Origin of the sequence: Paraburkholderia sp. BR14374 (genome assembly GCF_040948685.1) — a bacterium.
GTDB classification, from domain to species: Bacteria; Pseudomonadota; Gammaproteobacteria; order Burkholderiales; family Burkholderiaceae; genus Paraburkholderia; species Paraburkholderia youngii.
The window spans coordinates 390,447-404,522 of the sequence record NZ_JBFPKF010000004.1 but is presented as its reverse complement, the minus strand read 5'-3'; the positions used below and the strand labels follow the sequence as shown (position 1 = coordinate 404,522).

Sequence of the window (14,076 nt, the reverse complement as noted above, 5' to 3'; positions counted from 1 at the left end):
GCTAGCGAACCTGCCACCAGCGCGGCAACAGGCGCCGCACTTCCGGCCTGCGAAAGCGGTCGTCGATCAGATGCACGACGCCGCGATCCTGTTCGGTGCGGATCACGCGCCCCGCCGCCTGCACGACTTTCTGCAATCCCGGGTACAGGTACGTGTAGTCGTAGCCGTTGCCGAAGCGCGCATCGAGCGCACGGCGCATCTGCTCGTTGACGTCGTTCACCTGCGGCAGACCGAGCGTCGCAACGAACGCGCCGATCAGTTGCTGTCCGGTCAGATCCACACCCTCCGAAAACGCGCCGCCGAGCACCGCGAAGCCGATCCCCTGATTCATCGTCCTGAAGCGCGCGAGAAACGCATCACGCGCGGCTTCGTCCATGCCGGGCTCCTGCGTCCACACCGGCAAGCCGGGATGCCGCTCGCGCAGCAGCGCGACCACGCGTTGCAGATAATCGAAACTGCTCAGGAACCCGAGATAATTGCCGGGCTGCGTGTCGTACTGCTTCGCAATCAGTTCGACGATCGGCGCGAGCGAGCGCTCGCGATCACGCCAGCGCGTCGATACATGAGCCGCTACGTGCACCTGCAACTGCTCCGCGCGAAACGGTCCTTCGACATCGAGCCATTGCGTATCGTCGGCGAGCCCAAGCGTGTCGCGATAGAAATGCTGCGGATTCAGCGTGCCGGAGAACATCACCGTGGTACGCGCGGCCGCATAGCGTGACGCGAGAAACGGCGCGGGGATCACGTTGCGCACGCATAGCGTCGCACTGGTTTTGTCGCGCGGCGCGTAACGGTCGGCGCTCAATGTCACGTCGAACATCGAGTGCTCGCCGAACTGTTCGGCGAGCGCGACGAAGTGCATCGCATCGAAGAAAAAGCGCAGCGCGTGTTCGTCGATCGACAACGGCGCGTCGGCGAGCTGATCGGTCACTGCGCCAATCAGATTCTGCGCGGCGGATAGCAACCTTCCGGGTATCTCCGCGTACACCTGGTAGCTGGCCGTCTGCGCGCGCTTCAGCGCATTCCATTCGCGCTGCAAGCGTTCGAGCGGCTTCTTCAGCGCCGCCGGCGCGCTGTTGCGCGCGAGCCGGAACGCGCTTTGATCGAGCGACGCGGTATACATGCGCCGCGCGCGTTCCAGCAGGTTGTGCGCTTCGTCCACCAGCACGCCCACGCGCCACTGATTGATCTGCGCGAGCGCATGCAGCATCGCGCTCGCGTCGTAGTAGTAGTTGTAGTCGCCGACGATCACGTCGGCCCAGCGCGCGAGCTCCTGCGCCAGATAATACGGACAGACGTCGTGCGCGAGCGCGGCCTCGCGCACCGCCGCGCGATCGAGCCGCGGTGTCGCGAGCGCCGCGGCGCGCGCCGCATCGAGACGATCGTAAAAGCCGCGCGCGAGCGGACATGACTCGCCGTTGCAGGCTTTATCCGGATGCTCGCAGGCCTTGTCGCGCGCGACGAGTTCGAGCGTTCTGAGCGGCAACGGCGCGCTCTGGTGCAGCGAGTCGATCGCGTCGAGTGCAAGCGCGCGGCCCGGCGTCTTCGCGGTCAGAAAGAACACGCGATCGAGCCGGTCTTCGCCGCAGGCTTTGAGCAACGGAAAAATCGTCGCCAGCGTTTTGCCGATGCCGGTCGGCGCCTGCGCCATCAACGGCTTGCCGTCGCGCGCCGCACGATACACGGCAACCGCGAGCTCGCGCTGCCCACGGCGAAACTGCCCATACGGAAACTGCAACTCGACGAGCGCCGCATTGCGCGCAGCGCGATGCGCGTCTTCCTGCACGGCCCAATCGAGAAATCGTTCGCACTGGTCGACGAAGAAGATTTCGAGTTCGCGCGCGCTGTGCTGCTGTGTCAGCACGGTTTCCTTCTGACTGCCGATATCGAAGTACACCAGCGCAACCGTCAGTTCGCCAAGACCGCGCGCCCGGCACAGCAGATGCCCATAGACGAGCGCCTGTGCCCAGTGCAGCACGCGATGATTGGCGGGCATGCGCGCGAGATCGCCGCGATAGGTCTTCACTTCTTCGAGCCGGTTCGCGATTGGATCGTAGCCGTCCGCGCGGCCACGCACTGTCAGACTGCGATGCGTGCCCGTCAGCGTGAGTTCGGTTTCGTAGCCGCTCGCGCGACGGCCGGCGACCATCTGATGACCGGCAATCCCTTCGAGCGAAGTCGGCGCGGGCGTGAAGCGCAGATCGAGATCGCCGCGCCGCGCGGTGAATTCGCACATCGCGCGGACAGCTACCACGTAGCTCATACGACGCGCTCCGCGTCGGCTCGCGTCGCGACGTCCGCTTCGCCCTGCGCCTCTTGCCCGGCCCAGCGCACATCGACGACGCGCACCGGCATGCCGTGCTGCGCGCAGTACGCGAGCCAGCGGATCTGGTTGTCCTGCAGACGATCGCCGGGGCCTTTTACCTCGATCAATTCATAGCGACGCTCGGCCGGCCAGAACCGGATCAGGTCGGGCAAGCCGGAACGATTGCCGCGAATGTCACGCAGCAAGCGCTCGAACCACAGCTTCAGATGTGCGGCGGGCAGACAGTCGAGCGCAAGCGCGACGAGTTCGGGCGTCAACAGTCCCCAGAATACGAACGGCGACTGCATCCCGGTCTTCTGATGCAGATGCCGCAGAATCGTGTCGCGATACACACCGCTATCGAGTTGCGCGAAGCACGCCGCGAACTGCGTGGCGCGGCGCGCGTGAAAATCGGGCGCGTGCAGATCGGCCGGTTCGCGCTGGAACGGATGAAAAAAAGCGCCGGGCAGCGCCGCGAACACCGGCTCCCAGCACAGCAGGCCGAACAGCGAGTTGATCAGCGCGTTCTCGACGTAGTGCACCGGCGCGGCGTCGCTGCTCAGATGATCGCGCACCACGTATTCGACGGGCAACGGCGTGTCAGGCTTCGGCAGCACCAGCGTGCCGCGCTCGACCCGTCGCGCCGCCACGGCGCGCTGCACGGGCACGCCGCATTTGCGCCGCAGGCGCGGCAACATCCGGGCGACACGCTGCGCCTCTTCTTCGCTCTCGGGCGCTGCATCGGCCTGCAAAGCCAGCGCGAGCGCTTCGCCGTCACGCTCGCTGCGCTCGAGCACGCGCATGCGTCGATGACGCGCACCCGGCCACGCGCATGCGTCATACACCTCGAGTGCAGTGCTCCACTGTTCGCGCCGCTCGCACTCCTGGCCGATCCGGAACAGCAGTTTCGCGCGACGCGTTTCCAGCCACGGATTCGCAGTATCGATCGAGCGGACGGTCGTGATCAGTTCTTCAAGCGTGGCGGCGCCGGTGTCGGCCGGTAGCCATTCGAGCGCTTCGCGGCACGCGTGCAGCGCGAGATAAGCGTCGATGTCCGCGCGTTTCTGGAACGCGCGCGACGACGGTCCGAACGCGACCTTCTCGTACTGGAACACGCCAAGATCGGCGAGTACGAACTCCGACCAGTCCTGATATAGATTGCCGAAGAACATCAGCCGCAAGCGATCGCACAACGGCGCGATCGCAACGTGCAGCACGCGGTCCGTAGTGGCGTCGTGCCACGTGCCGATCGGACGTGATGGGCATGCTTGCGCTTCGCCGCTTTCAGCTTGGTAAAACGCGCGCAGCGTTTCGAGCAGATCCGGTTTGCGCAATGCCTTTGCGCCCGGAATTCGCGCGAACGCGTCCGCGAACATCTCCAGCAATTGCGCACGCGTGCTGAGGGCAAACAGATCGTCGAGTGACAGAGCCGGCTCGGTGTCGATCCAGCGATGCACCGTCATCGGCATCGCCGCCTGCAACGGACAGCCGATTTCGTCATAAGCGAGGCGGCTCGCGCGAAACAGCATGCCTTTGCGCATCAGCATGCGCACCAGCAACGCACGCGATGCCTGCGGCAATGTCGCGAAAGTGCTCAGAAAAGCGTGCTCGTCGTCGTTGAGCAGGTCGTCGTAACGCGCGGCGAGCCACGCCAGCGCGCGCTCGAAATTCAGCAGGTAGTAAGGGGCCTCAGAGCGGATCTCTGAGCGAGCATCGGTTGCCACGGACTTTGTGCAGGACCTGTATGTTTATACAGTGATGATAGCAAAGTCCGGCGCGGTAACTGCCGCGCGTCAGGCTGCGAGCCACACGACCGTCAACGAGCGCACGCCCTGCGCGCCGCGAATCAGTACGCCCTCGATATCGGCGGTGGCTGAAGGGCCGGTAACCAGCGCCGCGTAGCGCGCGCTGCGAAAATCGTCGCGACGGTAGACGTCTTGCAGTCCATCGAGCAATTGCGCCGGATCGAGCAACACGACCAGATGCTGGACGATGTAGCCCAAGGCATTGACCACATATTCGCGCTCGCTGAACCACACTGAGCCGGTTTCGGCAACGCCAAAGCGCGCCCGCACCACACCGACGTCGACGTCCTGCAGCGACGCGGGGTCCGTATCGGCGCCGATCACGCGCGTGCCCGCCACTTGCGCGCTCGCCGATGCAATCGATACCGCCGCGCCAAAACGCTCGCGAATCAGTTCGCTAACGTCGCTCGCGCTTGCCGCCTCGACGCAAGTGCCGCCCATCGTTTGCAACGCCGCTGTAAAACGCGCTCGCAGATCGCCGCCAACCGCATCGAATAGCGGCACGTCGGGACGCGGCCGCGCGGCCGGTTGCGCGGCGCGTACTTTGGCAAGAAAAGCCTCACGCGTTGTCATTGCCGCCTCCGCGATTCTTTTTGTACCAAGCATGGAAAGTCATCTTCGGCGCTTCCGGCAATTCGCGCTGCCGGCCCCAGATATTCAGAGGGTTGTACAGCACGAAATTCGGCAGCCGCCGCAACGCGCTGCCCATCGACGCCACCGTCGCGCGATACAAGGTCGGACTCGATAGCAGACGCCCCGCCATCTTCAGCACTTCCTGCTTCACGAACGGCACTTCGTGCTGCTCGGCGATCACCGCGCGCCATTTATAGATCTGCTCGTGAATGTTGATCTTCACCGGACACACGTTCGTGCAACTGCCGTTGAGTGTCGATGCGAACGGCAGCGCGCTATAGCGCTTCAGATCGAAAGTCGGATTGATGATCGCGCCGATCGGCCCCGAATAGGTGCCGCCATACGACAAGCCGCCGCTGCGTCGATACACCGGACAGGTATTCATGCACGCGCCGCAGCGGATGCATTTGAGCGAGTACCAGAAGTCCTCCATCGCAAGCCGTTCGGAACGGCCATGATCGACGAGGATGAAATGCATCTCGGTGCCCGGCCGCGGTGCACGAAAATGCGATGTGTACTGCGTGATCGGCGAACCCAACGCACTGCGCGATAGCATGCGCACGAACACGCCGAGGTCCGACACCTTCGGTATCAGCTTCTCGATTCCGATCGATGCGATATGCAACGGCGGCACGTTCGCTGAAAGATCGGCATTGCCTTCGTTCGTGCAGACGACGACCGTGCCCGTTTCCGCCACCGCGAAATTGCAGCCGGTCATGCCAGCCGTTTTCTCGCGCACGAAATACGGCCGGGTATTCATGCGCTGGCTTTCGGCCAGATAATGGATGTCGCTATTGTTCGGATCGGTGCCGATGGTACGGCCGAACAGTTCGGCCACGTCCGCGCGCAGCTTGTGCACGGCCGGCACGACCATATGACTCGGGTCCTGATGATCGAGCTGCTGGATGCGCTCGCCGAGGTCCGTCTCCATCACGGTAATGCCGCGCGGTTCGAGGTACTCGCGCATCCGGCATTCGTCGGTCAGCATCGACTTGCTTTTCACGAGCGTCGTCATGCCGCGCTCGGACATCAGCTGGTGGACGATCGCGTTGTGCTCTTCCGCGTTCGCCGCCCAATGCACGACCACGCCATTGGCCGCGGCGGCCGCCGCGAACTGCTCCAGATAGTCGGCCAGATGCGACAGCGTGTGTTCCTTGATGCCCGACGCCAGCGAGCGCAACGTTTCCCATTCGGCAATGCCGTGCGCCTGCGCGTCGCGCTTCTCGCGCAGGTCCCACAGACGCTTGTCGTGAAACGCGACATGCTCGGCTTTGCCGATAAAAGAACCCGCGGCTTTGGCGTGATCGATGCGGTGATGGTCGCCGCTCATGCGCGTGCTCCATTGAGAACCTGCGCGATATGAATGAAGCGCGCGTCGGCCTTCATGCGTTCGGCGCAACCCTGTTGGTGCATCAGGCAGGACATATCACCCGAAACGATGTACTCGGCACCCGCATTCAGATGGTCGCGCACCTTGTCCTGCCCCATGCGCACCGACACCGCCTCTTCGGTGACCGAGAAAGTGCCGCCAAAACCGCAGCATTCGTCGGGCCTTGCCGGTTTAACGAACTCGATGCCTCTCACGCCTTCGAGCAATGCGCGCGGCTTTGAAAACGGCGTGCCGGCAATTTCCGACACCGACGCCTGCCTCAGATGACGCAGCGCGCTGCAACTGGTGTGCAGACCGACGCGATGCGGAAACTCGGCCCACGGAAACTCGCGCGCGCCGATCACGTCGTGCAGAAACTCGACCAACTCGTAAGCGCTTGCGCGCACTTTCTTCACTTCATCGGTCTGCTCGAGCGCGGTCAGATGCTCTCGCACGTGATGAATGCAACTCGCGGACGGCCCGACGATGTAGTCGTAGCCGGCGAAGTTGCGCGCGAATAGTCGCTCGGTGGCGGCGGCGTCCGCATGCGCGCCGCTATTGGCCATCGGCTGGCCGCAGCAGGTCTGCTGTTGCGGATAGTCGACCTCGATGCCGAAACGTTCGAGCAGTTCGAGCGTCGCGATGCCGACCTCGGGATAGAACGCGTCGATAAAGCACGGGATGAACAGCGCGACTTTCATAGGGCCTTCAGGAAATGCGGCGGGGATGATGCCGGTTGACCGGTGCGGCCCGTTCTGCCGGTTTGGTCATGTTGGTCTGACCAAGACTATAAGAAAGTCAGTTGGCGGTGTCAATTCGAGCGGCCCGATCACCACGGCAGAGTAAGCGCGACCTTCGGCAGCGGGAGCTTGTTCGTCGGCCATCGAGCCGCCGCGTTCGTTCTCCAACACGACCGCTCAAACCGACTCCCGCAGCACCAGCCGATGCTGCAAGATGCGCGGCGCGGGGCGTCGGTCGTCCAGCAGCGCCAGCAGCATTTCGGCGGCCGCGGCGCCCAGTTCGACCATCGGCTGGGCCACGGTCGTCAGTCCCGGCTCGAAGATGTCGGCGATGGGCACATCGTCGAAGCCCATTACCGCCACGTCGTGCGGCACCCGCCGGCCGGCCTTGCTAAAGCACTTGATCGCGCCGATCGCCAACGTGTCCGATACGGCGAACACCGCGCTCGGCGGGTCCACCACCGCCAGCAGACTTGCCGCCGCCTGGTTTCCGGCGGCGTAGCTGTTGTCGCCAGTCACACAGACAAGCTCGGGCGCAGGCGCGAGGCCGGCGCGCGACAGTGCCGCGTCATAGCCCTCGCGGCGCTGACGCGCATACAAGAAGCGCTCATCGCTGGTGATGAAGCCGATGCGCCGGTGGCCCTTGTTGATCAGGTACTGCACTGCGTCCGTAGCGGCCTGGCGGTGATCGATGCTGACATAAGGCACATCACTACCGGGCATGAACTCCGAGCAATTGACCCACGGCTTGCCATTCGCCGCCTCGCGCCGGGCTGCCTGGTCGGACATCGGCACGAGATTGATGACGCCGTCGCTCAGACTGCCGAGCAGCGTCGGCAGCGACGCGTCCGCTGTGCCCGTCCAGGCTTCCAGGTCCGCCGGAAGCAGCGTGTAACCGGCCTGGCGACTGACCGCGGCGGCCCCGCGCACGATCTCGGCGTAATAGGGGTTCGCGAAGTCCGGCATCAGCATCAGCAGAATGCGGCTCTGCCCGGTACTCAGGCTGCGGCCGAACGGATTGACGCGGTAGTCCAGTGCGCTCACAGCCGCCTCGACCCGCTCACGCGTGGCCGCCGACACGGGCTTCGTCCCGTTGAGCACACGCGACACCGTGGCAATCGATACGCCAGCTTCGCGGGCTACGGCTTCGATAGAGGGTTTGCTTCGCATAGGCAACAATTGTAGCACCGCTGGGAAAATTTTTTCCCGACATGCGTTACCTAGAAGCAAAATCGAGTGGAGACGCAGACGTAGATCGCCGGGTGCCTTAGCTACCCTGCCTGCATAGGGGTAAAGCCCATGTTCCGCAGCGGCAGGAAAGCGCTTACCCTCTGGCCTGCACCGCTTCACTGCAATCGCTGCTCCCATCCGTGCCGCATCCCTTGACTCCTTGGACTGACGACCATGAATCAAGCCTTGCCCATTTCCATCCAGATTTACAGCCTGCGTAATGCGGGCGACCTCGACCGGCAGTTCGACATTGCAGCCCGAGCCGGATTTCGCCAGGTCGAGCTGATCGGGTCCTTGCTGGAAGATGCGGCCGACACCCGGAACAAGCTTCGGGCCCGCGGCCTGAGCGCCTCGTCCAGTCACCTCAGCATGGCCATGCTGCGTGAGCGTTTGCAAGATGTCATCGCGGCGTGCGAGACCATCGGTTTCACCCAGCTGGTCATGCCCGCCGTGCCGCCGGCCGAGCGCGACAGTGATGCCGCATATTGGCGGGCGCTCGGCAGCGAGCTGGGCGACTTCGCTCATCGGCTGGCCGATCAGGGCATCGGTCTCGCTTACCACAACCATGATTGGGAACTGAGAGCGAAAGAGAACGGCGCCACGGCGCTGGAACTGCTGTTCGAGTCCGCCGCGGCAAGCCCGCTCGGCTGGCAGGTGGATGTAGCCTGGCTCGTTCGCGGCGGCGCCGATCCACTGCCGTGGCTGCGTCGTTATACGGGCCGTGTGGTCTCGGCCCATGCGAAAGACCTCGCGCCCGCGGGTGAAAAACTGGACGAAGACGGCTGGGCCGACGTGGGTCACGGCGTCATGGATTGGCCCACGCTCTCCGCGGCCTGCCGCGAAGCGGGTGCACGTTTCCTCGCCGCCGAGCACGACAATCCCAGCGACGGCGAACGCTTCGCCCGCAATGCCTTTGCCTATCTGCACCAGCTCGGAGCCTGATCCATGAAACCTGTCCTCATCGGCATCATCGGTTGCGGCAACATCAGCGATGCCTATTTCACCGGCGCGGCGAATTCGGAGTTCGCGCGCGTCAAGGCTTGCGCCGACTTGCGTCCGGAAGCCGCCCGGGCCAAGGCCGCGCAGCACGGCGTTGCCGCGATGACGGTGGACGCGCTGCTGGCCGACCCCGACATCGAAATCGTCATCAACCTGACGGTGCCGCACGCGCATGTGCCGGTAAGCCTGCAGATTCTCGAGGCGGGCAAGCACGTCTACCTCGAAAAGCCTTTGGCTACCGACTTCGCGTCCGCACGCGCGATGCTGGCGCGAGCCGAGGCGTCGGGATTACGCGTGGGCTGCGCACCTGACACTTTCTTCGGCGCTGCCCATCAGGCCTGCCGCGAGGCGCTCGATGCCGGCCGCATCGGGCGCGCCATTGGCGGGGCCGTGGCCGTGTTGTCCCGCGGCATGGAATCCTGGCACCCCAATCCAGAGTTTTTTTTCAAGCCGGGCGGCGGTCCCATTCACGACATGGGCCCGTATTACGTGACCCAGCTGGTCAACCTGCTGGGACCGGTAGCACGCGTGACCGCGTGCGCGAGCATCGGTTTTCCACAGCGCATCATCTCCAGTGAGCCGCTCCGCGGCCAGATCATCGATGTCGAGGTGCCCACGACGGTCAACGGCATCCTGCATTTTGCGAGCGGAGCCAACGTGTCGATGAGTGCCTCGTGGGACGTGTGGGCCCATCAGCGTGCGCCCATCGAAATCTATGGCACCGAAGGCACCCTGTTGGGCGTCGACCCGAATTTCTTTGGGGGAAGTCCGCGCGTGGCCGAACGTGATAGTGGCTTCAAGCCGCTCGACACACAGCATCACCCGTTTGGTGCCGACAACTTCACGTTGAGGAGCGGCGCGCACGTGGCCAACTACCGCGCTGTGGGCGTACTGGACATGGCGGTGGCGTTGCGTCGGAATCGGCCGCATCGCGCAAGCGGCGAACTCGCGTTGCATGTGCTCGAGGTACTGGATGCCTTCGAACGCTCTTCGCGCGAGGGGCGGCACATCGATATCGACACCGCCGTGCAGCGACCCGTCGTCGTGCCATTGGGACGAGGCGAAGAGGTATTTCTCGCCGACTGACCCGCCTCGCCTCCGTCGCCAGAGGTTTCGCGTGGCCGGGCAACTCAGGAAATCACGGCAGCCGACGGCTTCGTCGCATCGTCCTTGTAGATCTCGCGCACGAAGGCCAGATGCCGCTCGGCGGCCTTGCGTGCTTTGGGCGCATCGCGTGCGACGACCGCGTCGTAAATCGCCTGGTGCTGGCTCATCAACTGCTTTTCCATCGCATCGTCGTAATCGATCAGGCGATGATACTGGCGCATGCCCTCGCGAATCAGCGTATGAATGCCGTGCATCACGTGCGCCAGCGCGACGTTGTGCGTGGAGTCGGCGATTGCTAGATGAAACGCGGCATCGAGTTCGGCGAGATTCGCGCGATCGCGCGACAAGGACGCAGCCTTCAAGGCCTCGAACGCCGCGCGGATTTTCCTCAGGTCGGTGGCGGTTGCGCGCTGCGCGGCATAGACCGTCGAAATCGCTTCGAGCCCCTGGCGCAACTCCAGAATGTCGGCACTGGTACCCGGATTCTGCAGCAGCAGTTCGGCAAGCGGCTTCGAGATGATCGGCGCGGTCACGTCGACCACCGTGAAACCGCCGCGCCCCGACGTTTCGATGTAACCGTCCGCTTCCAGCCTGATCAGAGCCTCGCGCAGCGACGGCCGCGACACCCCGAGCTGGGCCGCGAGATCGCGCTCGGCCGGCAGCCGGTCACCGGGCATCAGCGAGCCCTCCGAGATCAGTTGCTTGATCTGGTCGGAAACCACGTCGGAGATGCGCTTGCGCGCGAAGGACGGAATCGGGGTGAATGGCATAAGCGGCAAACGATGAAGCGCAGTTGACGAAGCGCGCGGCTACTGCACGGTGCGTGGAATTATACCGTTCGACATCGTGCGCCGATTCGCCGATCTCAACGCGGCTGAGCCGTATAAAAGCTCACGAGATCACGCTTCATCTCGTGCATCGCGGCATCGTCGAGGTACACCATGTGGCCGGTCGGATAGTAGGCAATCCGCACGTTCTCGCGCAGCGACCGGTCGAGGCCGAGATGCGCGAGCGCATATTCGGTCGCGTAGAACGGCGTGGCGAGATCGAAGTAGCCGTTCAGCGACAGCACCCGCAACTGCGGATTCTGCCGCATCGCTTCGGCTAGATCGCCGCCCGCGTACGGCAGCTCCAGCCGTTCGCCCCACCATTCACGGTGTTTCCAGTCCCACTGCTTCAACGCGTCGTCGCTGAACACCATATAACGGTCGGTCGGCGTGTAATGCAGGTCTTCCGACAGATGCTGATGAAGCGCCGCATTGAACGCATTCGACACGCTGTTCACCGACGCATCGAAATCGGGATCTTCCGCTGCATCGTCGTAATTCCGGCCTTCGACTCGCGCATCGTAGCGCCCTACGCTGCGCGACTCGTTGCGCAGCAACTCGTTTCGAAAGCGCGACGGATAAAGACGCAGACGGTTGCGCTTCACGAAGCCCACGTCGAGACCGGTGAAGTACGCGACGCGCGCGGCGATCGCGTCGCGCTGATCGTCGGGCAGCGCATCGCCCTGATCGAGCGCCTGCGCATACGGTCCGCGTGCGAACGCGCGCGCTTCGTCGAGAAAGGCCGGCAAGCTCGCGGGCTTCGGCGTGACCTTGTCGTGATACCACGCGATCGCTGCGAAACTCGGCAGATAGCTCACGCTCTTGAAATCGGTGCCGGGCGTGAACGCCGCGGAATTGAGCACCGACGACAGCAGGATCACGCCGTTCAGCGCGATATTGTGCTGCCCCAGCTGATAAGCGAGCATCGCCGCGCGCGCGGTGCCGTACGATTCGCCGAACAGGTACTTCGGCGAATTCCAGCGCTGATTCACCGTCAGATAACGGTCGATGAATTGCGCAAAAGCACTGACGTCCTGATCGACGCCCCAGAAGTCCTTGCCCGTGCCATGCCCGACCGGTCTCGACAGGCCAGCGCCGACCGCGTCGACGAACACGAGGTCCGAGACCTCGAGCAGGCTGTCGGGGTTGTCTTCGAGCGTGTACGGCGCGGGCGGCGTGCTCGCGGGGCTCGCGGTGCGCACCCGCTTCGGGCCGACCGAGCCCATCATCAGGAACACGCTGCCAGCGCCTGGGCCGCCGTTGAACAGAAAGGTGATCGGACGCGTCGCCGGCGTTTTGGTCGGCACCGTGTACGCGACATAGAACACGCTCGCGGTGGGCGCGCCGGACTTATCGTGCAGCAACAGATTGCCGGCGCTCGCCGTGTAGTCGAGCTTGCGACCGTTCAAGCGAAGCGAATGCGTGGTCACGCTGGTGGTTTCGGGCGGGACCGGAATCGCCGGCACCGACGCCCGGTCGTTGTGAGGCCTCGCCGTCGCGTCGGCCGAGTCCGGTGCATTCGATGCAGCCGTCCGCTTGCGCGGCTCGTCGTTCGGGCGCGCGGTCATCGGGTGCGGCTCGCCGGATTCGCCGACCTGCGGCGCGGTCGGCACGGAGGCGGCGGCGTCCGTGCCTTCCCTCGCATCGGCCTGTCCGGCTGCCATGCACCGTTCGCCGAACGACACCACAGCGGCGACGCAAAGCGCCACCGTCAGCGCGGCGGCCGGCAATGCCACTGTCAGCAAGCGGCGCAATGAGGAAGAGAAGCGAAGAATCATCAAGTCGTCCGCACGAGTCGAAGTGCGCTGGAATTCCGTCTAGCCGGATTCCGGGGCAAACCCGGCGTTCGATTCTTGACGCAAGTCTGCGCGGCGTCAACCGTCGATGTCACGGCACGCGCCAACATTACAAAGCGCTTTTTCCTCCACGTGGCGCACACCTGCGCAGTCATGGCAGAATCGACAGCGCCTTCGTCGCCTTGCCGAGAATACCCAATGGACCAACTGGTACTGGATGCATTCGACGCCGCCGCGCTGATCCCCGGCTTTCGCGCGCCACACCTGCCGCAGGAACAGCCGGACGCCTCGGCCCTCGACGCCGCCGAGCACGCGATGCGGCACTGGACGAGCACCGTCAGCGGCCCGCTGACGCCCGGCTCGGACGTGCACCGGCACGAAATGTGCCGCATGTTTCGCGAAACCTTCAATCCGTATCGCCCGTCCGTGCTCGCATGGCCGCCGCTCGAAGCCGCGACGCTCAAGCGCATCGTCGATCTGCCGATCTGGGACATCGCCGTGCAAACCGAAGGCAGAGCGCGTCTGCGCATGGCCGCCTACGCGGCGACGCTCGACACCCCGGACCTGCGCGACGCGCTCGCTCTTAACGCGTGGGAAGAAAACCGCCATAAGGAAGTGTTGTCGCGCATGGTGCATGCGTATGGCATCGAGCTCGCGAGCGAGCCGCCGTACGTCTATCCGAAAGACACGGAACGGGCTTACCTCGTGACCGGCTATAGCGAATGTATCGACAGCTTCTTCGCGTTCGGCCTGTTCGAGGTGGCGCGGCGCTCGGGCCTGTTTCCGCCGGAACTGACCGAGACGTTCGAGCCGGTGATGCAGGAAGAGTGCCGCCACATTCTGCTGTTCGCGAACTGGGTCGCTTGGCATCGCGCGCAGCTTTCGTGGTGGCAGCGCATCCGCTTCGAGCTCAAGGTGGCGGGCGTGTGGGCGTTTCTGATTTGGGAGCGTATCGGGCTCGCGCGTGCGATGGATGCCGATGGCAACGTCCACGAGCACGATAACAACTTCACGGTCAACGGCGCGCAGTCAGTGACGGATGTCGATATCAGCGTGCCCGAATTGATGGAACTGTGTCTTCAGGAAAACGAACGTCGCTTCGCGGGGTATGACCCACGGCTGTTGCGGCCCGAAACGATGCCGCGGCTGGTGCGCTTCGGCTTGAGGTTCGTGCGCAAGAAAAGGTAAACCGCGAGTAAGCCACGCCGAACGCATACGCGTTCTGCCGGCGCGCCCCCACATTCGAGAATTGCGAATCGCTGCTT

11 protein-coding genes are annotated in these 14,076 nt (G+C 64.2%); 3 read left to right on the top strand and 8 right to left on the bottom strand.

Features of this window, described 5'->3' with window-relative positions; genetic code table 11:
• Nucleotide 1: 1 nt before the first annotated feature.
• From AB3X86_RS12100 to AB3X86_RS12075, 6 genes are all read right to left on the bottom strand, one after another.
• Entirely contained in the window at nt 2-2,263 is a 2,262-nt protein-coding gene (locus AB3X86_RS12100) for an ATP-dependent DNA helicase (protein WP_368596156.1), read from the bottom strand.
• Nucleotides 2,260-4,029 carry a VRR-NUC domain-containing protein gene (locus AB3X86_RS12095; protein ID WP_368596155.1) on the bottom strand — a complete coding sequence of 590 codons (1,770 nt, stop codon included), beginning with the start codon at nt 4,027-4,029 and terminating at the stop codon, nt 2,260-2,262. The genes AB3X86_RS12100 and AB3X86_RS12095 overlap by 4 nt, the downstream gene beginning before the upstream one ends.
• A 69-nt stretch (nt 4,030-4,098) precedes the next feature.
• A complete protein-coding gene (locus AB3X86_RS12090; protein WP_368596154.1) occupies nt 4,099-4,683 on the bottom strand; it encodes a lactate utilization protein C in 585 nt (194 codons plus the stop codon).
• Entirely contained in the window at nt 4,670-6,073 is a 1,404-nt protein-coding gene (locus AB3X86_RS12085) for a lactate utilization protein B (protein WP_368596153.1), read from the bottom strand. Before AB3X86_RS12085 ends, AB3X86_RS12090 begins: the two co-directional genes overlap by 14 nt.
• Nucleotides 6,070-6,813 (bottom strand): (Fe-S)-binding protein, encoded by a 744-nt coding sequence (locus AB3X86_RS12080; RefSeq protein ID WP_368596152.1) that lies wholly within the window; start codon nt 6,811-6,813, stop codon nt 6,070-6,072. Before AB3X86_RS12080 ends, AB3X86_RS12085 begins: the two co-directional genes overlap by 4 nt.
• A 216-nt stretch (nt 6,814-7,029) precedes the next feature.
• Nucleotides 7,030-8,022, bottom strand: coding sequence for a LacI family DNA-binding transcriptional regulator (locus tag AB3X86_RS12075; RefSeq protein ID WP_368596151.1), 993 nt, complete (start codon nt 8,020-8,022; stop codon nt 7,030-7,032).
• 234 nt (nt 8,023-8,256) lie between these two features.
• Between AB3X86_RS12075 and AB3X86_RS12070 the strand changes: the two genes are divergently transcribed.
• Entirely contained in the window at nt 8,257-9,024 is a 768-nt protein-coding gene (locus tag AB3X86_RS12070; protein WP_368596150.1) for a sugar phosphate isomerase/epimerase family protein, read from the top strand.
• Between the two features lie 3 nt (nt 9,025-9,027).
• On the top strand, nt 9,028-10,167 hold the full coding sequence (locus tag AB3X86_RS12065) for a Gfo/Idh/MocA family protein (protein WP_368596149.1): 1,140 nt from the start codon (nt 9,028-9,030) through the stop codon (nt 10,165-10,167).
• Nucleotides 10,168-10,211: 44 nt separating this feature from the next.
• Here AB3X86_RS12065 and AB3X86_RS12060 read toward each other — a convergent pair whose 3' ends face one another.
• Complete coding sequence (locus tag AB3X86_RS12060; protein ID WP_368596148.1) at nt 10,212-10,958, bottom strand: FadR/GntR family transcriptional regulator; 747 nt, start codon at nt 10,956-10,958, stop codon at nt 10,212-10,214.
• A gap of 95 nt (nt 10,959-11,053) precedes the next feature.
• Nucleotides 11,054-12,793: a S10 family peptidase gene (locus tag AB3X86_RS12055; RefSeq protein WP_368596147.1), complete on the bottom strand. Its 1,740-nt coding sequence runs from the start codon at nt 12,791-12,793 to the stop codon at nt 11,054-11,056.
• 216 nt (nt 12,794-13,009) lie between these two features.
• On the opposite strand from AB3X86_RS12055, the gene AB3X86_RS12050 reads away from it, so the two are divergent.
• Nucleotides 13,010-13,999: a ferritin-like domain-containing protein gene (locus AB3X86_RS12050; RefSeq protein WP_368596146.1), complete on the top strand. Its 990-nt coding sequence runs from the start codon at nt 13,010-13,012 to the stop codon at nt 13,997-13,999.
• Nucleotides 14,000-14,076: the final 77 nt, after the last annotated feature.